Source organism: Acetobacter malorum, assembly GCF_001580615.1.
In the GTDB taxonomy this organism is placed as follows: Bacteria; Pseudomonadota; Alphaproteobacteria; order Acetobacterales; family Acetobacteraceae; genus Acetobacter; species Acetobacter malorum.
In genome coordinates, this window is sequence record NZ_LHZC01000043.1 from 53,928 (window position 1) to 74,677 (window position 20,750).

17 protein-coding genes are annotated in these 20,750 nt (G+C 57.3%); 13 read left to right on the plus strand and 4 right to left on the minus strand.

What is annotated here, in order from left to right; translation table 11 throughout:
• The first annotated feature begins 18 nt into the window (after positions 1–18).
• The 3 genes from AD930_RS05060 (at position 19) to ppk2 (ending at position 3,500) form a co-directional block, all read left to right on the plus strand.
• Positions 19–696 (plus strand): hypothetical protein, encoded by a 678-nt coding sequence (locus AD930_RS05060; protein WP_156476860.1) that lies wholly within the window; start codon positions 19–21, stop codon positions 694–696.
• Between the two features lie 247 nt (positions 697–943).
• Positions 944–2,488, plus strand: coding sequence for a carbohydrate porin (locus AD930_RS05065; protein WP_244150497.1), 1,545 nt, complete (start codon positions 944–946; stop codon positions 2,486–2,488).
• Between the two features lie 97 nt (positions 2,489–2,585).
• Positions 2,586–3,500: a polyphosphate kinase 2 gene (ppk2, locus tag AD930_RS05070; protein ID WP_156476861.1), complete on the plus strand. Its 915-nt coding sequence runs from the start codon at positions 2,586–2,588 to the stop codon at positions 3,498–3,500.
• 84 nt (positions 3,501–3,584) lie between these two features.
• On the opposite strand, the gene AD930_RS05075 is transcribed toward ppk2, so the two are convergent.
• Entirely contained in the window at positions 3,585–4,298 is a 714-nt protein-coding gene (locus AD930_RS05075) for a hypothetical protein (RefSeq protein WP_156476862.1), read from the minus strand.
• 180 nt (positions 4,299–4,478) lie between these two features.
• Here AD930_RS05075 and AD930_RS05080 point away from each other — a divergent pair, with 180 nt between their 5' ends.
• The 7 genes from AD930_RS05080 (at position 4,479) to AD930_RS05110 (ending at position 12,616) form a co-directional block, all read left to right on the plus strand.
• Positions 4,479–4,919, plus strand: a complete 441-nt coding sequence (locus tag AD930_RS05080) for a hypothetical protein (RefSeq protein WP_061505357.1) — start codon at positions 4,479–4,481, stop codon at positions 4,917–4,919.
• Between the two features lie 93 nt (positions 4,920–5,012).
• Positions 5,013–6,143, plus strand: coding sequence for an alanine racemase (gene alr / locus AD930_RS05085; RefSeq protein WP_061505358.1), 1,131 nt, complete (start codon positions 5,013–5,015; stop codon positions 6,141–6,143).
• A 4-nt stretch (positions 6,144–6,147) separates the two neighbouring features.
• Positions 6,148–7,401, plus strand: a complete 1,254-nt coding sequence (locus AD930_RS05090; RefSeq protein ID WP_061505359.1) for a D-amino acid dehydrogenase — start codon at positions 6,148–6,150, stop codon at positions 7,399–7,401.
• 109 nt (positions 7,402–7,510) lie between these two features.
• Positions 7,511–9,064, plus strand: a complete 1,554-nt coding sequence (locus tag AD930_RS05095) for a M81 family metallopeptidase (RefSeq protein WP_061505360.1) — start codon at positions 7,511–7,513, stop codon at positions 9,062–9,064.
• Between the two features lie 199 nt (positions 9,065–9,263).
• Positions 9,264–10,055, plus strand: coding sequence for an aminoglycoside phosphotransferase family protein (locus tag AD930_RS05100; protein WP_208598572.1), 792 nt, complete (start codon positions 9,264–9,266; stop codon positions 10,053–10,055).
• A 206-nt stretch (positions 10,056–10,261) separates the two neighbouring features.
• Positions 10,262–10,702 (plus strand): hypothetical protein, encoded by a 441-nt coding sequence (locus AD930_RS05105; protein WP_244150498.1) that lies wholly within the window; start codon positions 10,262–10,264, stop codon positions 10,700–10,702.
• 312 nt (positions 10,703–11,014) lie between these two features.
• Positions 11,015–12,616 (plus strand): B12-binding domain-containing radical SAM protein, encoded by a 1,602-nt coding sequence (locus AD930_RS05110; protein ID WP_061505363.1) that lies wholly within the window; start codon positions 11,015–11,017, stop codon positions 12,614–12,616.
• 220 nt (positions 12,617–12,836) lie between these two features.
• Here AD930_RS05110 and AD930_RS05115 read toward each other — a convergent pair whose 3' ends face one another.
• Positions 12,837–13,154 carry a hypothetical protein gene (locus AD930_RS05115; protein ID WP_061505387.1) on the minus strand — a complete coding sequence of 106 codons (318 nt, stop codon included), beginning with the start codon at positions 13,152–13,154 and terminating at the stop codon, positions 12,837–12,839.
• Positions 13,155–13,525: 371 nt separating this feature from the next.
• Positions 13,526–15,349, minus strand: coding sequence for a translational GTPase TypA (gene typA / locus AD930_RS05120; RefSeq protein WP_043551860.1), 1,824 nt, complete (start codon positions 15,347–15,349; stop codon positions 13,526–13,528).
• A 295-nt stretch (positions 15,350–15,644) separates the two neighbouring features.
• Between typA and AD930_RS05125 the strand changes: the two genes are divergently transcribed.
• Genes AD930_RS05125 through AD930_RS05135 form a run of 3 tightly spaced genes read left to right on the plus strand, consistent with a single transcriptional unit; the run spans position 15,645 to position 18,061 of the window.
• Entirely contained in the window at positions 15,645–15,956 is a 312-nt protein-coding gene (locus AD930_RS05125; protein WP_061505364.1) for a FeoA family protein, read from the plus strand.
• Entirely contained in the window at positions 15,953–17,791 is a 1,839-nt protein-coding gene (gene feoB, locus AD930_RS05130; RefSeq protein WP_061505365.1) for a ferrous iron transport protein B, read from the plus strand. Before AD930_RS05125 ends, feoB begins: the two co-directional genes overlap by 4 nt.
• A gap of 30 nt (positions 17,792–17,821) precedes the next feature.
• Positions 17,822–18,061: a DUF6587 family protein gene (locus tag AD930_RS05135; RefSeq protein WP_043551857.1), complete on the plus strand. Its 240-nt coding sequence runs from the start codon at positions 17,822–17,824 to the stop codon at positions 18,059–18,061.
• A 197-nt stretch (positions 18,062–18,258) separates the two neighbouring features.
• On the opposite strand, the gene AD930_RS05140 is transcribed toward AD930_RS05135, so the two are convergent.
• Positions 18,259–20,643 carry a TonB-dependent receptor gene (locus AD930_RS05140; protein ID WP_167375141.1) on the minus strand — a complete coding sequence of 795 codons (2,385 nt, stop codon included), beginning with the start codon at positions 20,641–20,643 and terminating at the stop codon, positions 18,259–18,261.
• Positions 20,644–20,750: the final 107 nt, after the last annotated feature.

Here is a 20,750-nt window from a genome sequence, read left to right on the forward strand (position 1 = left end):
TGAAATTTAGGTTACAAAATGAAAAGTATATTTGAAAAAAGAAACGATAAAATAAGAAGTTTTGAAATTTCAATACATGGATTTATTTATGAGATAGAAAACAATCATATATTAACCAAAGAGCAAAAAGAATCAATGCTTTCAGAGATTGAAAGAGAAAAAGAAAGAATAAAAGAACTAAGGAGAGAGAACGAAAGCCAAATAAAAAATATTGATGACAGTATTGAAACCTTAAGAAATAGAGAAGAGCAATCAAAAGAAAACTTTGATAAATATTTCAAAAAATGCGAACCTAAATTTAAAGCACTTTCTTGGATTTTATACATCTCAGCATTGAACGTCATTTCAGTTCATTATGCAACAAATATAATCCCAATTCCAACCATACATGAAAATAATTCCAATTTATATAATATACTTAAAACATTCTATATAATATTACATTTTTTATTATTGATTATTTCTTTTTTATGTTTTATGTACCATTCATCTATATTTAATAGGCTTTCTATTTATTATTTAGATTTTAGGCTGACAACTTTATTTAGAAATTATATTGTGATTTTGAAAAAGATACCTTATAATTTCATGGTGAAGCCCTACGTGTTTCTATTGAAAGCTGCAACAAAGCTAAAATATGCTTTCGTTATTATATATATTATCTTAATAAGTACAGCGTATAGTTTTGAAAAGTGATTTATTATTTTTTATTGTAAAATAAATATAGAATTGTATTAGAAAGAAATTTTTATGGATACACAGTGAGCGCTTTGCAAATTTCTCATTTGCAAATGATTATTCAATCCAGCACATAACCTCCCGCCCCCTTCCCGAGAAAAACGCTTAAACGCAATAAGCAACGTGATCTGCCATGATAAGGTCCTTTTAAATCGACTTCGAAATTGTCAAAATTCTCCACATCACCGCGCGAAAAGGAGCAGGCGTGACACATCCCCGACCACCCTGCTTATGCGTCCCATATCGCCCCGGCTCCGCCCCTTCTGCCATGCTGACGCCTGACCGGCAGCCCCGGAACCCGGCCACGAGCCGCCTGCTCACCACGCTCTGCGGTCTGCTCGCTTGCCTACTCCCCATCCCTTTGGCGCACGCTGCCAATATCCCGCTGGCCACGGATATTCTGCCCTCCGGCGTGCCACTCCCCGTGCCTTCACCCACCTTCTCCCCACCGGAGGAAGACGCCAGCACGGAACTGCTCGGCACCATGGGCGGGGCGCGCACATGGCTGGGCAAAAAAGGCGTGCGGATCACCCTGCAGGACGTTGAGGAACTGTGGGGGCTGGCCTCCGGCGGCATGCAGCGCGGGGCGACGTATGATGGCATGACCGCCGCCGCCCTCTCACTGGATACCGGCAAAGCCTTTGGCTGGCAGGGCGGTTTGCTGAATGTCAGCGCGCTGCAAATTCGTGGCCGGTCCTTTACCGGGGAACGGCTGGGCGCGCTGAACACCGTCAGCGGTTATGATGCCGGACGCTCCACCCGCCTGTTTGAACTCTGGTATGGCCAGAGTTTTCTGAACAGCACGCTGGACGTGCGCGTGGGCACGCTGGATCTGGATACGGAATTTCTGGTCAGTCAGAACGCCTCGTTCTTCCTGAACTCAAGCTTCGGCTGGCCGCTTTCCACTTCTAACAATCTCTATTCCGGCGGCCCGTCCTGGCCCTATTCCGCTGTTGGTGGGCGCGTGAAGTGGCGTGCCGCAGCTCCACTGGTGCTCATGGGTGCCATCACGAATGACAACCCGACGCATGGCCCATTTTACAGCACCATCAGTGCAGCCCAGCGCGACCCGTCCGGCACGCTCTTTTCCACCAAAGGCGGCGCGCTGTTTATTGGGGAGGCCCAGCTCTGGCTGGATGCCGCAAAGCAGATTGGCAGCCGTGACGATGTGGCTTTGCCCGGTGTGTGGAAAATTGGCGGGCTGTATGATTCCGGGCGCTTCCCGGACCAGCGTTACGATGCACAGCACGGCCTGCTGGCCAGCCCGGACAGTAGCGGCTCACCGCTCTATCATCAGGGCAACTGGATGGCCTATTTCGTTATAGACCAGATGATCTGGCGTAAGGAAAAAGGCTCAGGCAAGACCATCAACTTTTTTGCCCGGGCCACCCTGAGCAACGGCACCAACAGCCGGTTTTCTTCTGAAATTCAAAGCGGTTTTACATTTGATGAACTGCTGCCTGGCAGACCGGATGACACACTCGGCTTAGCGTGGGGCACCGGCCTGTATGGCCTGCGCGCCAAGGAAAACACGCATGACAGTTTCCGTCTGGGCACCAATACCGCAGGCGCGCTCACGCCGGAACATCATCTGGAATTCACCTATCAGGCGGCAGCTACCCCCTGGCTGATTGTACAGCCGGATTTCCAGTATTTCTGGCACGTTGGCGGCACGTCGCTCAACCCGGATACCGGCAAACATATCCGCAACGGCGTTGTCACTGGCCTGAACGTCACCACCACGTTCTGAGGCTTCTTCAATGTCATCAAAGTTTCAAACCGGTTCCATCCCTCAATCTTTATAGTCCGCGTCGCAGACCATGACCTGCGACGAAAAAGGGATAAGAATGAGCGATCTGGAGAGCCTCTCAGCAGAAGAACGCGAACGCGTACAGAGGCGCCGTGAGATTATTGATGATCTTGACGAGGAATTTGAGCTTTCTCTGGAAGACGATGCCGATGGCATAAGCAGTCTGGACGCTGAAGATCGCGCTTTTCGTCGTGTCTATTTTCGTGAACTGGTGCGCCTGCAGGGCGAACTGATTAAGTTGCAGGACTGGGTGCAGGCCACCGGGCACCGTGTGGTTGTGCTGTTTGAAGGGCGTGACGCCGCAGGCAAGGGCGGGGCCATCAAACGCATTACCCAGCGCCTCAACCCGCGCACCTGCCGCGTTGCCGCCCTGCCCGCCCCCAATGACCGCGAACGCACCCAGTGGTATTTCCAGCGTTACGTAGCGCACCTGCCCGCAGCGGGGGAAATCGTTCTGTTTGACCGGAGTTGGTATAACCGCGCCGGTGTGGAACGCGTGATGGGCTTCTGCACGGACGAGCAGTATGAAGAGTTCTTCCGCTCCGTGCCGGAATTTGAGCGCATGCTCGTCAGCAGCGGGATCCAGATTATCAAATTCTGGTTCTCCATCACGGATGATGAGCAGGAAGCCCGCTTCCGCGCCCGCATGGATGATCCACTCAAGCAGTGGAAACTTTCCCCCATGGATCTGGAAAGCCGCAAACGATGGGAAGCCTACACGCTGGCCAAGGAAGTCATGCTGGAACGCTCCAGCATTCCGGAAGCCCCCTGGTGGGTTGTGCAGGGCGTGGACAAGAAGAAGGCCCGCCTGAACTGCATCAGCCACCTTCTGTCTCTGGTGCCGTATCAGCCCGTCTCCTGCCCCGAGGTAGTCCTGCCCCCGCGCATCTACCACCCGGATTATGAACGGCAACCGACACCCGAATCCATGATTGTGCCGGAACTCTACTAAAACAAACGGCGCGTTCACTGGTCCTTTTGTGAACGCGCCTCAAAGATTTTCAAAAGATTCTGACCAAATAACCCCTTGTCCGATTTAAATACCAGATGAAATTGTCACCTCATGATGCTCCGCACCTGTGCCGCCCATCATCCCCATTTCATGACCGCCGCCACCGTCTCCGCCTCCACCACCACCGCCGCCTTTCCCGCCGCCGTCCTTCTTGCCGTCATCCTTTGCGCGGCCACCACCGGGGGCCTGCACACGTGCTGGCCCTTGGGCTGGCAGCGTGAGGTCTGAAGGCACAGGCTCAAGGTCCAGCGCCTTGCGGATAAAGGTGCGGAGGGAGACAACCAGATCATGCGTATGGACCGGCTGACCGGCCACCAGTTCCCGCGCGGCCCGGTCCGCCAGACGCACATGCTCTTCCGTGCCCAGAAGGATAATGTCGGAAAGTGCTGCCTCCACGGCATCCCGAATACGCCGGGCGCGCTCGGACCCAACCTCGCCGCCTGCCTCAGCAGAGCCCTCCGCCCCCTCGGCCGACACCGCGCCTTCCGCCGTCATACGTAAATCCCGCTTGTGCCGCGGGTCCACGGCCAGATCTCCGGTAAAGGAGCCGCCGAGCGTGCGATATGCGGCAATCAGAGTGCGTAAGCGTTCATTAATCTGCCGGTTCATCCTCTCCCGTCGCTGCTGGATCACCACCATTGTCAGCAGCCGGATGCCCACCCCCAGCAGCGTGATGAGTGACAACCCGATCAGGGTGACCAGCAGACTGTGCCATGAACTGAAATCAAGAGTACGCACTCAGAAAGCCCTCGCATAAGGAAACAGGCAGATCAGTGAATAATGCCACCCTGCCGAGCAACACGCCACAGAGCCTGCTCTGGCCGGCCAGTTAAATTTCTCTTCCGAGGGAACGTCTCAAACGCTGCTGTGTCTTAAAACTATATCGTCCCTCATGGGCTTTCAGAGAGGAACACTGCAATGCGGATGGGCGTTCGCTACCTTGTAGCCGTCTTCATCTTCAGCCTCACCTGGTCAGTGCTGGTCAGCCTGCACGCCATGGGGCACGGCCCCACGCTCACGCCGCCCTCCGCCATTCTCTATTGTCTGGCCAGAAGCGGGCTGTTCTTTCTGACTTTTGCCTTTCTGGGCGTGCCGATGGGGTGGGTCTGCCTTTTTTTGTATCGCGCCACGCGCCACCACAGCCTGCTCTATTGCCTGTTTCTGGGCATGCTCTGGGGGTGCGGCACCATGGGGCTGCTGGGCGTGTTGCTGACCCTCGGCAGCTTTTCCCTTTCGGCCTCCGGACATGAGGCACTCAACTGGACGCGCGCTCTGACCACAAGCGCTCTGAGCGGTGCGGTTGCGGGCGTGGTGTTCTGGTATTTCACGCCTCTTTCCAGACGCACGGCTGAACTTTGACCGCTGCCGCCCACCGCCACCTTCTGCCCGCATTTTTGCCAGCGTCTGTGAAAAAATGATAAAGACGCCCGTCATAAAGGCAGGAGACGGACCATGGACAGGGAAGGCTGGGAAGGCGGGCGGCTGCTTATCAATCTTGCCGCCATTGCCGAGAATTATGCGCAACTGAGCGCACGCATCAGCCCTGCGGAATGTGGGGCGGCGGTCAAAGCCAATGCGTATGGGCTGGGGCTGCAGGAAGTCGGCCAGACCTTGTATGAGGCCGGGTGCCGCACCTTTTTTGTCGCCCATCTGGCGGAAGGCGCCGCCCTGCGCCCGCTGGTGGGGGGAGACAGCCGCATTTTTGTGCTGCATGGCCCGCCCCCGGGCACCGCTAACGCCTGCCTGACGCATAATCTCCTGCCCGTGCTGAACAGCCTGCAACAGGTGCAGGAATGGCAGGCTCTGGCCCATGCACAGGGTCGCCCTCTGGCCGCTGCCCTGCAGGTGGATAGCGGTATGTCCCGCTTCGGACTGACCGAGGCGGAAGTGGACTCCCTCGCCACCCAGCCACAGGCGCTAGCTGGTATTGAGGTCACACTAGTGATGAGCCATCTGGCCTGCGCCGATACACCCAACCATCCGCTCAACCGCCAGCAGCTCGACACTTTTATCAAACTGAAGCAGCGCCTGCCCGCAGCCCCCGCCAGCCTCGCCGCGTCCTCCGGCATTTTTCTGGGGACAGAGTGGCATTTTGACCTCGTGCGGCCCGGTGCCGCCCTCTACGGCATTGCACCCACTGCAGGGCAGCCAAACCCTATGCACGCCACGCTCCGCCTGCAGGCCCGTGTTATTCAGACCCGGCACGTGCCCACCGGAGCCACTGTCGGCTATGGCGCGGCTTTTACCGCCCAGCAGCCAACGCCGGTCGCCCTGCTGGGCATTGGCTACGGAGACGGCTTTCCCCGCAGGCTGGGGCAAAAAGGATTTGTGATCTGCCCGGAGTGGCCTGACATTAAATTACCAATAATCGGGCGTATCTCCATGGACTCACTGGCCGTGGACCTCTCTCCACTGGTCGCAGCGGGTGTGGCTCTGCCGCCCGCCGGAGCGGTGTTTGACCTGATAGGCCCCCATGCGCCTCTTGATGACGTTGCGCATCTGGCAGACACCATTGCTTACGAACTTCTGACGGACCTCGGGGCCCGCTACCATCGTCTCCATTACGATCCCCGGAAAGGATGAAAGTGTGAAAGTCATCATTCTCGGCGCCGGCGTTATCGGCGTGACCTCAGCCTGGTATCTCAACAGTCTGGGTCACGAAGTCACTGTGGTTGACCGCCAGCCGGAACCGGGGCTGGAGACATCTTTTGCCAATGCCGGGCAGGTTTCTCCGGGTTATTCCACCCCGTGGGCTGCCCCCGGTCTGCCGATCAAAGCCATGAGCTGGATGATGCAGCGGCACAGCCCGCTGGTAATCCGCAAGCGGATCGACTTCGCCATGTTCCGGTGGATCGAGCAGCTTTTAAAAAACTGCAACACACACGCCTATGACATCAATAAAGGCCGCATGCTGCGCGTAGCAGAGTACAGCCGCGACTGTCTGGACGCCCTGCGGGAAGAAACCGGCCTGACGTATGATGACCGGCAGCGCGGGCTGATCCAGCTTTTCCGCACGGAAAAGCAGATCGACAAAGCCCATCATGACATGAAGCTGCTTTCCGACAGCAACATCCCGCATGAACTGCTGAACGTAAACCAGATTCTGGAGCATGAACCCGGCCTGTCCCACGCCCGCGATTTGCTGAAAGCTGGTCTCTACCTGCCGGGGGACCAGTCCGGCGATGCGCACATCTTCACCCAGCGTCTGGCCAAAATGGCCGCAGCTAAGGGCGTGACGTTCCTGTATGACACGACCATCAAGGGGATGGACGCGGCGGCGGATGAGGTCATGTCCATCCGCACCAGCAAGGGCCATCTGCGGGCCGATGCCTATGTGGTGTCCATGGGCAGCTACAGCCCCCTGCTGCTCAAGCCGCTGGGCGTGCATCTGCCGGTTTACCCGGTCAAAGGCTACTCCCTCACCCTGCCATTGACGGATGAAAGCCACGCCCCGCTCTCCACCGTGAATGATGAGACCTACAAAGTCGCCATCACCCGGCTGGGCAACCGCATCCGCGTGGGGGGCACGGCGGAACTGACCGGCTACAACCTGCGCCTCAGCCCGGACCGGCGGGAGACGCTGGAACTCTCCTTCTCTGAACTGTTCGGCGGGGGTGACCTTTCCGCCGCCACCTACTGGACCGGCCTGCGCCCCTGCACACCGGATGGCACGCCGGTAGTTGGCCCTGTGCCGCGCTTTAGCAATCTGTGGCTCAATACCGGCCACGGCACGCTGGGCTGGACCATGGCCTGCGGCTCCGGCCGCCTGCTGGCGGATATGATCCACGGCATCAAGCCGGAAATCCCGGCACTGGACCTGTCCATCAGCCGCTATAGCTGAAACCAGAGACGGGGTTTTTCGCGCGCAGCCTTTCTGGGTTTGATTGACCGCACTTTTATCGTTACAGATTAAGAACGATTGAGCGGTCATACCAACTGGAGGCATTCCCGTGCGGCGCAGACTGATTCTGAAGATGATCCCGGCTGGCGTTCTGGCCGGGCTCCCCACTTTTGCAGGTGCCGCGCGAGCCGCGGGATTAGTCCCGGCCTTTCGGGGGACGCCCCGCATTGCGGTGGGCGGCATTGCATCGGAATGCAGCACGTATAGCCGCATCCGCGCACGGATGGAGGATCTGACGGTGCTGCGCGGGCAGGAGGTGTTTAAAGCGCCGCTCTCTTTGCCACTCCAACGCTATGAGACCCCTTTCCTGCCAACCCTGACAGCCTCAGCCCCTTCCGGCGGCCCGGTGGAACGGCAGACTTATGAAACCCTGAAGGCCGACTATCTGGAGCGTTTGAAAAAGCTCCTGCCGCTGGACGGTGTTTACCTGATGATGCATGGCGCTCTGAGCGTTGAGGGCATGGATGACGCAGAGGGCGACTGGTACGAAGCCACCCGCGCCGTTGTAGGGCCGGACTGTCTGATTTCCGCGTATTACGATCTGCACGGCAATATGAGCCGCCGCGCGGTGGATACGCTGGACGCCATGACGGCCTATCGCACAGCCCCACATGTGGACCGTGTTGAAAATGTGATGCGCGCCACGGACATGCTCAGCCATTGCCTCCGTTACGGCCTGCGACCGGGCATTGTGTGGGCCAGCATTCCAGCCCTCCTGCCGGGAGAGCAGAGCAGCACGGAGTGGGAACCGGGGAGACGGCTGTGGGCGGACCTGAGCGAGTATAATCGCCTGCCGGGTATTCTCGATGTGTCGCAGTTGGTTGGCTACGTGTGGGCAGATGAACCCCGGGCCGCGGCCTCTGTGGTGACAACGGGCACAAATATTGAAGAACAGACCCGCATTGTCACGGAACTGTCCACCCGATACTGGGATGCCCGGCATGACTTCCACTTTGACAGCCCAACAGGGACGATTGAGGAATGCCTCTCCCGCGCAATGGCCTCTGCCACGCATCCCGTCGTGATTTCAGATTCCGGCGATAATCCGGGCGGTGGTGGCAATTCCGACCAGACATTTTTCCTTCAGGCCTTGCTGAAAGCTGGCACGAAAGATGTCCTGCTCGGCGGCATGACCGACCGACCCGCGACGGACGCCTGTTACCGCGCCGGTGTGGGGGCCACACTCCCGCTTTCAATCGGCGCGACGCTTGATCCGCTCATGTGCCGCCCGGTGCATGTGAAGAAAGCAGTGGTGAAGCACCTGACGGCAGTGACGCGCCCTGAAGATGGTGAAGCCGTGGTCGAGTTCGACGGCATTACCGCAACGCTTTCCGCACGCCGACGGCTGTATCATTCTGCTGAATCGTTCCGGGACATGGGCGTGGACCCGGCACAGTTCAAAATTGTCGTCCTGAAATGCGGCTACCTGCACCCGACCATGAAGGTATTAGCCAACCCCGCCCTCATGGCGCTCTCACCCGGAGCCATTAATCAGGACATTCTGCACATCGGCAACCGCCGCCGCCGCCCAACATGGCCGTGGGTCGCTGATCTGGCGTGGACACCGGAACCCTATGTTTCCGCACGTTTCAGGCGGGGGTGAGGTTGGACAACTGCATGAAAATCCCAACCGAAGCCGCTGCTTCATTCAAACAAAACTGACAGGCAACTGTCGCCTTCGTATTAGTCATGTCGGATGGCGGAAGTGTTTCTCGATAGCAGACACGAAATATAAGCGATAAGCTCGTAAAATGCCCAGTAACAGACACCATACCGCCCTTTATTCAGCGGCTGGCGCTTATATGTCACGATGGCATCTGGTTGGTGATGGTTCCCCTGTTCAGACCGCAAGTTCCTACCTGGTGCCCGTCACCCGCGACGGTTTCCCGGCTATGCTGAAAGTCACGTCTGACCCCGATGAACTTCGCGGTAACCATCTTATGACGCTATGGGATGGGCAAGGTGCAGCCGCTGTGATGGAACATGATCAATACGCTCTCCTTCTTGAAAGAGCAGTAAGCGCCAGCACTCTCGCCGATGTTGTTTACGCTGGTTTGGACGATGACGCGACGCGAACGCTCTGCAAGACAGCAGAACGTCTGCACACAGCGTCACTCTTAAACCAAGAAAAAATGCGGCCTCTGAAAAGCTGGTTCACCGCGTTACTTGAATCCTCATCAAGCAGAGCTGTCTGGTTAAAAAACTGCGCCTGTCAGGCTCAGAATTTACTAAACACACCACAAGAGCAGATTGCCCTGCACGGAGACCTCCATCACGGCAACGTTCTGGATTTCGGACCACGAGGGTGGCTCGCAATTGACCCAAAGGGGCTTTACGGAGAACGAACTGCTGATTTCGCAGCCTTATTTCTGAATCCGGATCTTGCAGACCCGCAACGCCCCTACGCTATTTCTCCCAAAAGGTTTGAACAGAGGGTCAGGCTTGTCAGTTCCCACGCGGGAGTTGAACCTGTCAGGCTTTTGCGATGGATACAGGCATGGAGCGGTTTGTCGGCAGTTTGGTTTATCGAAGAGGGAAATGCTCCGGATATTCAGCAGACAGTCGCATATCTGGCCTCAGCCGCCCTCAGCTAACTAAAAGCGGCAGAAGCGCCTCTTCCGTCTTTTTTTCTGACCCCAACCTGCTCTCGACGGCTGTGAAAATTGAGCATAATATTATTGCAGTTTCGATACGAGGTGAGAAAATGGGTTCATGGGGTGCCCTTATTATGGGCTTTTTTGGAGCGCTCTTCGCGTCCATGACCTTATACGCGCAGTGCCACAAAAGTGGCTTGATACTTATGATCCCCTTCATAGGGTTCGGAATCATCGGCCTTCTTGCCGCTTATGTCATACGTCAACCCGGCGAGGGAATTGTGCCCTCAGAACGGGCCAGTAAGGCGATAAGATGGAGTAGCATTGGTGAGGGAGTAGGCCTCTTCCTTGCCTCCAATATCGTCATAAACCTGCACCACCCGGAGTTTCTGATGCCCGCTATGGCATTAGTGGTCGGACTACACTTTCTTCCCATTGCTTACGCCGCACCCTTCTCACCATTCTACGCTTTAGGCGGCGCGCTGATCCTCTTCGGACTGATCGGATTTATTGTCGCAGCCCCGTTGGGCGGCGCTATTTCCGGCTTTGCCTCTGCCGGTGGACTGTGGGTCGCATCAGCATTAGCACTCCGTCGGGACATACACTTCAAACGGGGCAACAGGCCGATCATGTCGGCTTCCGTATAGATACCGCCTGAAACACAACGTCACGTTGCTGCCTTAGCCGCGCAGGCCTTTCACCTTGGATCGTTGCCGCGTAGCGAGGGTCAAGAGCCCGACACTATCGCTATTCAGGGCCATTCAGTTTATAAACACTCATTCCCTTTCAGGAAGGGTCACAGGACGACCTTTCCCCGGGCTGTAGCCGTTTAGCCCCTCCAGCATATTATTCCCCTAAAACTGAACCAGGCCCGTCTGTGGTCCGGCACGTTTTCGAAAAAAGCAGGCATTCTCCGGCTTTGATCGTGATCAGCTGTTTTATCTGAGGATTTCTCCCTGATGACCGACAGCTGCAAGGTCTTGATGATCTTCCCGCTTTTTAACTCAGGTTCGTTCTGGAACTACAAGGAAGCCTGCGATCTGACCGGCGCACGCTATCCGGCGGCCCCTCTTGGGCTGATCACCGTGGCAGCGCTGTTACCTAAGAACTGGGACGTCAGACTGGTCAACCGCAACACGGAAGAACTGACGGAAGAAGATTTCGCCTGGGCCGATATGGTCATGACCGGTGGCATGCTTCCGCAGAGAAACGATGCACTGCATCTCATCGACAAATGCCGCACAAGCGGCAAGCCGGTGGTGGTCGGTGGTCCTGATGTCACGTCCAGTCCCGACATCTACAAAGCCGCCCATTTTCAGGTTCTGGGTGAAGCTGAAGAAATCATGGTCAATTTCATTTCTGCGTGGCGGAACGGTGCTACGGAGGGGGTTTTTGTAGCGCCCATGGGAAAGACGGATGTCACGAAAAGTCCTCTGCCCCGTTTTGACCTGCTAAAGATGGATCAGTATCTGCACGTCGGGATTCAGTTCTCGCGTGGCTGCCCGTTCAGTTGCGAATTCTGCGATATCATTGAGCTGTATGGCCGCGTGCCCCGCACAAAAACAACTACGCAGGTCATGGCAGAGCTGGATGCGCTCTATGCCCTCGGTTATCGCGGCCATGTGGATTTTGTTGACGATAACCTGATCGGCAACAAAAAGGCGCTCAGGAAATTTCTTCCCGATCTGAAGCGCTGGCAGGACGAAAAACGTTTCCCGTTCGAGTTTTCAACCGAAGCGTCGATCAATCTTGCCGATGATGCCGAACTGCTGCGTGACCTTGCCGAGAGCAACTTCTTTGCCGTGTTCGTCGGCATTGAAAGTCCGGACACAGACACGCTGATCATGACGCAGAAAAAGCAGAACACGCGCAGGAGTTTGCAGCAAAGTATCGAGACTATTCATGGAGCCGGGATTTTTGTGAATGCCGGCTTTATTGTCGGTTTTGATAGCGAGAAAGGCAGTGTCGCTCCGGGCATGATCGCCTGTATTGAAGATACGGCAATCCCTGTCTGCATGGTCGGTTTGCTTTACGCCCTGCCCACCACCCAGCTCACACGCCGACTGCTGGCTGAAGGACGCCTCTTCTCTGACGACGGGCAGACAGAATCAGGCGACCAGTGCACCGCGGGACTGAATTTTGAGACCAACCGCCCCCGCCGGGATGTGCTGGACGACTACCGGGCAGTGCTCCGGACCATCTATGAGCCAACCGCTTATTTTGGCCGTGTGCGGCGGCTGGGGCGTATGCTCAAACGCAAGCGCGCTCATCGGATGATTAAGGGAGATCTTAGCAGTTTCATCCGACTGCTGTTTCGCATTCACCGTGCCGGCCCGGGAGCGGCGGGACAATTCTGGCGCATGCTGGTGGATTGCGCCCTGCATAACCCCAAAGCCTTGCCGTATGTGGTCATGACAAGTGCGCTCTATCTGCATCTCGGGCCGTTTGCACGGCAGGTCGTGCGGGAAATTGATCAGGAAATCGTCAATATCGATCAGGGTCACTGGCAGATGCCGTCCCTTCAGCAGACGTCTGTTGAGGAACAAATTCAGCTTGCCTGAGCACGCATCACATTCCCCCATGTGACACCACTAAACTGCCTGATTGCATCCTCATTTGCAGCACGTCCAAAACACTCTGGTGTCAGTATGCTGACGGGAAAATAACCATCTGTTGATGACGACATGCCAAACAAAAAGGGCAGGAGGACTAATCCCCCGGCCCTTTTTGCTGGACACAAGGCCCGAAGGCCCTGTGTCGCTTAACCGTTTTGCGGTCTGATTACTGAGCAGACGTGTCAGAAGCAGCGTCGTCAGAAGAAACAGCTTTTTTGCTCTTCTTGGCGTGGTGCTTCTTACCGTGGTGCTTTTTGCCGTGGTGCTTCTTCTTGGTGCCTTCTTCCTTGGCAGCTTCCGGTGCGGCAGGCGCAGCGGATTCAGCAGAAGGGGCAGCAGGCGCTTCAGCTGCGGGAGCAGCCGGGGTAGCGGGAGCAGAAACAGCCGGTGCGGCAGGAGCAGCAGCTTCCTGAGCGAAGGACGGAGCAGCGGCCCCCATCAGAGCGACGGTGGACAGAGCTGCGAGAAGGCGACGAGAAATCATAATCATGTCTCCAAAAATATCTGAGACGTCAGGGGTCCCGACCAGTACGCCAGAAGTCCGTATGACGAGCTGCATCCGTCTGGCTGGCAGATTTGATAGCATGACAGCTTCTTCACGTCTCGGATTAAAATTCAGATAGACCAGTAGGTTGCCGTGGGTGTGACACCCGGAAACCTTCATCTCGCCACATTGATTTTAAGGCTGGAACCGGAGACTAAAAGCGGCGGAAAAACGCCTGTCCGGCAAGAGGGTCTGCCCCGATGCGTCCACCCCTTCCAGCCGGAACCGGAAGGGGGTGGATCCCTGCCCGCACACCCTTACGGGCAGACCGGCATGGCAGGGATGCACATCTTGCGCAAAATGCAGAAGGATCAGTCTTTGTTGCCTGAGCGTTCGCGCTTCTTGCGTTCGTTGGGGTCAAGGTAACGCTTACGCAGACGGATGGCAGACGGGGTTACTTCCACCAGCTCATCGTCTTCAATGTAGGCAATCGCCTGCTCCAGAGACATCCGGCGCGGCGGCGTCAGCGTCAGGGCTTCGTCCTTACCGGACGCACGCATGTTGGTCAGCTTCTTTTCGCGAACGCCGTTCACTTCAAGATCGTTTTCACGAGAATGCTCACCGATGATCATGCCGACGTAGACTTTTTCGCCAGCATCAACAAACAGCGTGCCACGGTCCTGCAGAGAATACAGGGAGTAGGTGGTGGTGCTGCCATCTTCTGCGGAAATCAGAGACCCGTTGCGGCGGCCTTCAATGGTGCCGGCATGGGGCTCATAGCCGTGGAACAGACGGTTCATGATACCCGTGCCGCGCGTGTCGGTCAGGAATTCACCATGGTAGCCGATCAGCCCGCGAGACGGGATGATGAAGGTCAGACGCACCTTGTCGCCACCGGAGGGACGCATGTCCTGCATCTGGCCTTTACGCAGAGACATCTTCTCCACGACCACGCCGGAATAGGGCTCGTCCACGTCAATGGTGACTTCTTCAAACGGCTCTTCGCGCTCACCGGTTTCCTCGTTGGTGCGATACAGCACGCGGGGACGACCAATGGTCAGCTCAAAGCCTTCACGGCGCATGGTTTCAATCAGCACCCCCAGCTGAAGTTCGCCACGGCCAGCCACTTCAAACGCTTCGCTTTCCGGGCTGTCTGTCACGCGGATAGCAATGTTGCTTTCCGTTTCCTTGAACAGACGGTCACGAATCTGGCGAGACGTCACCTTCTTGCCTTCACGGCCACCCATCGGGCCATCGTTCAGGCGGAACGTCATGGACAGCGTCGGCGGGTCAACCGGAATAGCGTGCAGCGGCTCGGTCACTTCCGGGGAAGCAATCGTGTCAGGAATGGTGGCTTCGGACAGACCAGCAACGGCAACAATGTCACCAGCTTCCACTTCCTCAACGCCCACGCGGTCCAGACCACGGAAGGACAGCAGCTTGGTCAGACGGCCCGTTTCAACCACGGAGCCATCAGCGCGCAGAACCTTAACCGGCATGTTAACGCGTGCACGGCCCTGTTCGACGCGGCCCGTGAGCACGCGGCCCAGGAAGTTGTCGTTCTCAAGGATGGTCGCCGTCATGGCGAACGGCTTTTCCTTGTCCAGGATCGGAGCAGGAACGTGCTTGAGGATCAGGTCAAACATCGGGCTGAGGTCTTTACGCGGACCTTCCAGCTCAACATCGGCCCAGCCCTGACGGCCAGAGGCATACAGCATCGGAAAGTCGAGCTGTTCGTCATTCGCACCGAGGGCTGCGAACAGATCGAACACTTCGTTATGCACTTCATCCGGACGGGCATCGCCACGGTCAATTTTGTTGACCACAACAATCGGCTTCAGGCCACGGGCCAGAGCCTTGCCAACCACAAACTTGGTCTGCGGCAGAGCGCCCTCAGCAGAGTCAACCAGCACCACAGCGCCGTCCACCATGCTCAGAATACGTTCCACTTCCCCGCCAAAGTCGGCGTGTCCGGGGGTGTCGATAATGTTGATGCGCGTGTTTTTCCAGACAACGGACGTGCACTTGGCAAGAATGGTAATACCACGCTCACGTTCCAGATCATTGCTGTCCATGGCGCGTTCAGCAACGTGCTGATGCTCATGGAACGAGCCAGACTGTTTCAGCAGTTCATCAACGAGAGTCGTCTTGCCATGATCGACGTGAGCAATGATGGCGATATTGCGGATATCCATGAAAAGGCCTGATTTTCCCTACGCGCTATGCCGCCGCCGACGGTCTCTTTGTCGGGGCGGTTGGTCGCGGTCTATAATTTCGCTGGCCCGTTGATAATCTCCAGCGCGGAATATTGCACGTAAAATCCTCACAAGGTCTGCAACTCTTCCACGCCACAACCCCTCCGCCCCCTGCTGGCAGAGCGTTTTTACCCCCTTCATCACAGGGGTGTGACATTGGACAGCGGGCATAAATGGAATTAAGGATCACTCTCAACACCACACGTTCCACCCGCCACAGCAGGACAACGCAACCGTGCGCCTGAACGAGCTTCCCCTTGAGTGTCAGGGCATTATCGACCACGTCGCGCCCGCAACCCCGGCAGACCCCATTGCCCGGCGGCTGGAGGAGTTTGGCTTTGTTCCGGGTGAACCTGTGAAAGTTGTGGCCTTTGGTCCTTTTGGGGGAGACCCGATGGCGGTGGAAATCGGCTTTACCCGCTTCGCCCTCCGCCGGTCAGAAGCCGCGCGGGTGGTGATGCAGGCCCCGCAGGACTCCGCAGAGACCCTTAAAATGCTGGACCCGGCTCTGCACACAGCGCCGCCCTCCCCCACGGAGCAGGCATGACCAGCCCCCTGCCACAACGCGTCGCCCTGGTTGGTAACCCCAACTGCGGCAAGACAGCCCTTTTTAATCAGCTCACCGGTAGCCGCCAGAAAGTGGCGAACTATGCGGGTGTCACGGTGGAGCGCAAGGCAGGCCGCCTGACCACCCCCTCTGGCCGCTCCGTACAAATTCTGGACCTGCCGGGCACCTACAGCCTCAACGCCACCAGTCCGGATGAGGCCGTTACCCGTGATGTCTGCCGGGGTGTTTATAAAGGTGAGCCCGCGCCGGACCTGCTGATCAGCGTTCTGGCTGCCACCAACCTGCGCCTGCATCTGCGCTTTGCGCTGGAACTGCGCCAGCTTGGCCGCCCGATGCTGATCGTGCTCAATATGATTGACGCGGTGCGCAAGCAGGGGCTGGAAATTGATGTCCCGCGCCTGCAGGCGGAACTGGGTGTGCCGGTTGTTACCGCCATTGGCGTCAAACGCGGCGGGGCCGCCAGCATTGTGCAGGCCTTGGACGAAGCGGTGCCCCCTCCTCCGGCCCCGTTGCCTGAGGGTGCGGACCTGCACGCGGAAATCCGCCGTCTGATGGCGCTGTGCGTCCGCCGCACCTCCACCCGCCACCCGCAGTTTGATGCCAAGCTGGACCGCTGGGTGCTGCACCCCGTCTGGGGCATGCTCATCCTGCTGGTGCTGCTGTTCATTATGTTTCAGGCGGTGTTCTCGTGGGCGCAGCCCTTCATGGACCTGCTGCAAAGCGGCATGGACCAGTTGGGCGAGTTTGTGGGCACCCTGCTGCCCGAGGGCATTCTGCGCAGCCTGATTGTGGAAGGTGTGATTGCCGGGGCGGGCACGGTGATTGTCTTCCTGCCGCAGATCCTCATCCTGTTCCTGTGGATTCTTGCACTGGAAGAATCCGGCTACCTGCCCCGCGCGGCCTTCATGCTGGATAAGCTGATGGCCTCTGCCGGGCTGAGCGGCCGCTCCTTCATCCCGCTGCTCTCCAGCTTTGCCTGTGCCGTGCCGGGCATCATGTCCACCCGCACCATCCAGAACCCACGCGACCGGATGGTAACCATCCTCATCGCCCCGCTGATGACGTGTTCGGCTCGGCTGCCGGTTTACGCCCTGCTGATTGCAGCCTTTGTGCCCTCCCGCACGGTGCTGGGGCTGCTCAACCTGCATGGGCTGGTGCTGTTCGCGCTCTATGCCGCCGGGGTGCTGAGCGCGCTGGTGGTGGCGCGTGTGCTGAAAAAGCGGGATACGGAAGAGCACCCGCTGCTGATGGAACTGCCCAGCTACCGCGTGCCCGGCCTGCAAAGCCTGTGTATTGAACTCTGGCAGCGTGCGCGCATTTTCCTCTCCCGCGTGGGCACCATCATCGTCACGCTCAGCATTATCATGTGGGCGCTCTCCAGCTTCCCCGCCCCGCCTGCTGGCGCACCTGGCCCGGCCATTGACTGGAGTCTGGCAGGCCGCATTGGCCACCTCATGCTGCCGCTCTTCGCCTTTATCGGCTTCAACTGGCAGATTTGCGTGGCCCTTATCCCCGGTCTGGCCGCGCGAGAAGTGGCTGTGAGCGGGCTGGCGACGGTCTATTCCGTCGGCGCGTCTGAAGGCGATGCCGCAACGCAGCTCGCCCCGCTGCTCTCGGCCCACTGGAGCCTTGCAACGGCGTTCTCTTTGCTGGCATGGTATGTGTATGCGCCGCAGTGCTTCTCAACCCTTGCGGTCATCCGGCGGGAAACCGGGTCCTGGCGTCTGGTGTGGGTCTCTGTGGTCTACCTGTTCGGGCTGGCCTATCTGGCCTCTTTCCTGACCTACCACATCACCCGCTTCTTCACCGGCTAACGCTCCACGGCTGATAACAGGAGGACACCTGTGACACAGATTATCCTCGTTGCTCTGATCGTCGTTTTCAGCGCGGCCTACTGGCTGCAAAAGCTAGCCCCGGCCACCCTTGTGCCCTTCTGGCGCACGCTAGCCGGCCTGCTGCGCAACACCCAACATCTGACCGGCCTGCGCGCCCGTGCCGAACGTCTGGCCACCCCCGGCGGCCTGCGCACCGGCTGCGGCAGTTGCAAGAACTGTGACAGCAGCAAGGGTGGTGGCTGCCACTAAGGCCGCTCCCCAATTCCCAAGCGGACCTTTGCCGACAAAGCCAAACGACCTGCAGGGCGGCAACGCTCCGGCAGCCTCAGACGCAAAACGCAAAAAAGGAAATGCCCGTGTAAGGCATTTCCTTTTTTTATGCGGCAATCCTGTCACCGCACGGGCCTGCCGGGCTTCAGCCCGACAAACCCGCTCTGTAAAAAACCTCAGTAGGTAAAGCTGACTTCACCCAGGAACATTCTCCCGGCAGAGGGTGTTGCACGGTTGGAGAACAGGCTCTGGTAGTTCAGACGGTTGGCAAGGTTGTAGCCGTTCATGGACACTTTCCAGTGCCTGTCGAAACGGTGAGAAATCACCGCGCTGAAGTCCAGATTAGCCGGGGCACGCAGCGTGTTGGCCGTGTTGAGCCAGACATGCTGACGCCACGTGACACCACCGCCAAACGAGATATTATACGGCGTGTGAGCAAACGCATTATAGACTGACCACAGCGTGGCCTGATTATGCGGCACATACTGAACATTCTTGCCACGATTGGCTTTGGTGGCCGAATACGTCGTGTCACTGTCATACAGGGCATAGGTGGCGGTAATGTTCCAGCCCGGCAGAATGATGCCGCCCACGGACAGTTCCAGCCCCTGGTTGCGCTGACGGTCAGATGACCCCTGCACTTCCCCCGTTACCGGGTCGGCATTCATGGTGTTGCCTTTATCCAGCCGGAAGAGAGAGGCCGTTGCGCCAATCCGGTCATGGAACAGGCTGTATTTCGCACCAAGTTCGTAAAGCTGGGATTTTTCCGGGCTGGCAAACGAGTTCGTGCCCGGGCGGATCGGCACAGACCCGTTGGTGACATACATCCCCATCGGCGTGGTGGAGCTTGCCCATGTGAAGTAGTAGGTCTGGTGTTCATCCGGCGTTGCCACAAGGCTGACATTGGGGTTGAACACACCGCTGACATCATGGAAGTGGCTGTCAGGGTTTTTCGCAACATCACCGCCTGTCAGGTTATAGCTTGTCTGCCAGCGGTCCCAGCGGAACCCGCCTTTGACGGAAAGCCACTTTGTCAGCCAGATCTGGTCAAACAGGAACAGGCCGGTATCAAACCCGTAGCCACTGCTGTGATCTTTTGCATGCAGCGCACCCAGAGACACCAGCCCACCCGGATTGCTATCGCCGGGGACAAGGTTGAGGTTCCCCACATAGGGGTTCGGGTTCACAAGGCTGGCATAGGGTTTGGGGTTCAGATAGGTGGACTGTGAGCGCACGTCATTCACGCGCTCAATATCAAACCCGGCCACAAGCTGATGCCGCAGGAAACCGGTGTTGAAGTTGGCCACCATGGATGCAACATTCTGCACGGACCAGCTTTTCTGCTCATAGGGCAGCGGAGCCATATAGGTGCCCGGCCCGGTGCCATTCCCCGCACCAGAAGGGCCGGAGCGCGCAACGAGGGCCGCCGCCGGATCACCGTTGAAATAGTTGTTCACGCAGGTGGTGTCACACGTGGCTTTGGAGGCCGCAAAGGTCCGGTAATACTGGCCGCCGCGCAGATCATCATAAATGGTAATATGGTCGTTCACCTTATAGGTGAAGCGCGCTGTTTCCATATTATCATTCGTAGCGTTCTGGTCGTTATTGGTGCCGTACCAGTTGGTCCGCTTCACGCCATATTCCGTAATAGGCATGCCGTAGGACGCCCCGGGTTTTGTAACAACCGGCACACCAAAATCTGGCACGGAGTTTTCCTGCTGGTGCATATATTGCAGCACCAGCGTGGCGCGCTTGCCCAGACCAAAGGCAATGGAGGGCGCAATGCCCCAGCGGTGCGAATAGATGAAGTCCCGCCCGACAACATTATGCTCGTCACCCATCCCGGTCAGGCGGAAGGCGGTGGAGCTGTCCAGCTTCTGGTTAATATCCAGCGTGCCCCGGTAATAGCTGCCCGAACCACCCGTAAATTCAGAGGAATAATGGTTCTGCAAACCCGGGGTTTTGGTCACCATATTAATGGCGCCCCCCGTGGTGCCGTTCCCGAACACTTCCGAGGACGGCCCCTTGATGACGGACACAGAGTCAAAATTGAAAGAGTCACGGGAATAAACGCCAAAATCCCTTAACCCGTCCTCATAGATATCATTCTGCGCCTGAAAACCACGGATCAGGAACTGATCCCCGTTCATGCCACCTGCGCCTTCCCCAATGGAGGCTGTCACACCGGGCACGTTCCGCAATGCTTCATCCAGAGACTTCACATTTTGCTGGCGCATAAGTGCCTGCGGCACAACGTTGATGTTCTGGGGCGTATGCATCACGTCCTGCGGCATGCGGGACAGGCCGAGGGTGTCGTGCATGGTGTTAAAGCCGTGGCCCGTCACGGTCAGGCGTTCTTCGTCCGTCGCGTCTATACCGGCAACGCGCGTGGCGGGGGTTGCCGCCTGCGCTTCTGCCTTATGGCGTTTATTCTCGCGCTTGGACGCCTTCTTGTTATCTTCAGACAGGATATCAGGCGATGACGCCAACGCATGCGCTGAAAAAAAGAGAACCCCTGCAACAGATACCGGCGTGAGATACGCCTTGTATATCCTTGTCATTCACCTGCCCTTTGGAAGTATGTCAGTCTCGACACCCATAAAGTGCAGATGCGAATAATTCTCAATATATTTTTTACGAATATATCGTCACAGCATGACAGGGTTGT

Coding starts and splice junctions, on each gene's coding strand:
- AD930_RS05080 (WP_061505357.1), top strand. CDS start 4,479: ATGCGGATGGGCGTTCGCTACCTTGTAGCCGTCTTCATCTTCAGCCTC.
- AD930_RS05100 (WP_208598572.1), top strand. CDS start 9,264: ATGTCACGATGGCATCTGGTTGGTGATGGTTCCCCTGTTCAGACCGCA.
- AD930_RS05140 (WP_167375141.1), bottom strand. CDS start 20,643: ATGACAAGGATATACAAGGCGTATCTCACGCCGGTATCTGTTGCAGGG.
- AD930_RS05105 (WP_244150498.1), top strand. CDS start 10,262: ATGATCCCCTTCATAGGGTTCGGAATCATCGGCCTTCTTGCCGCTTAT.
- feoB (WP_061505365.1), top strand. CDS start 15,953: ATGACCAGCCCCCTGCCACAACGCGTCGCCCTGGTTGGTAACCCCAAC.
- AD930_RS05060 (WP_156476860.1), top strand. CDS start 19: ATGAAAAGTATATTTGAAAAAAGAAACGATAAAATAAGAAGTTTTGAA.
- alr (WP_061505358.1), top strand. CDS start 5,013: ATGGACAGGGAAGGCTGGGAAGGCGGGCGGCTGCTTATCAATCTTGCC.
- AD930_RS05110 (WP_061505363.1), top strand. CDS start 11,015: ATGACCGACAGCTGCAAGGTCTTGATGATCTTCCCGCTTTTTAACTCA.
- ppk2 (WP_156476861.1), top strand. CDS start 2,586: ATGAGCGATCTGGAGAGCCTCTCAGCAGAAGAACGCGAACGCGTACAG.
- AD930_RS05115 (WP_061505387.1), bottom strand. CDS start 13,154: ATGATTTCTCGTCGCCTTCTCGCAGCTCTGTCCACCGTCGCTCTGATG.
- typA (WP_043551860.1), bottom strand. CDS start 15,349: ATGGATATCCGCAATATCGCCATCATTGCTCACGTCGATCATGGCAAG.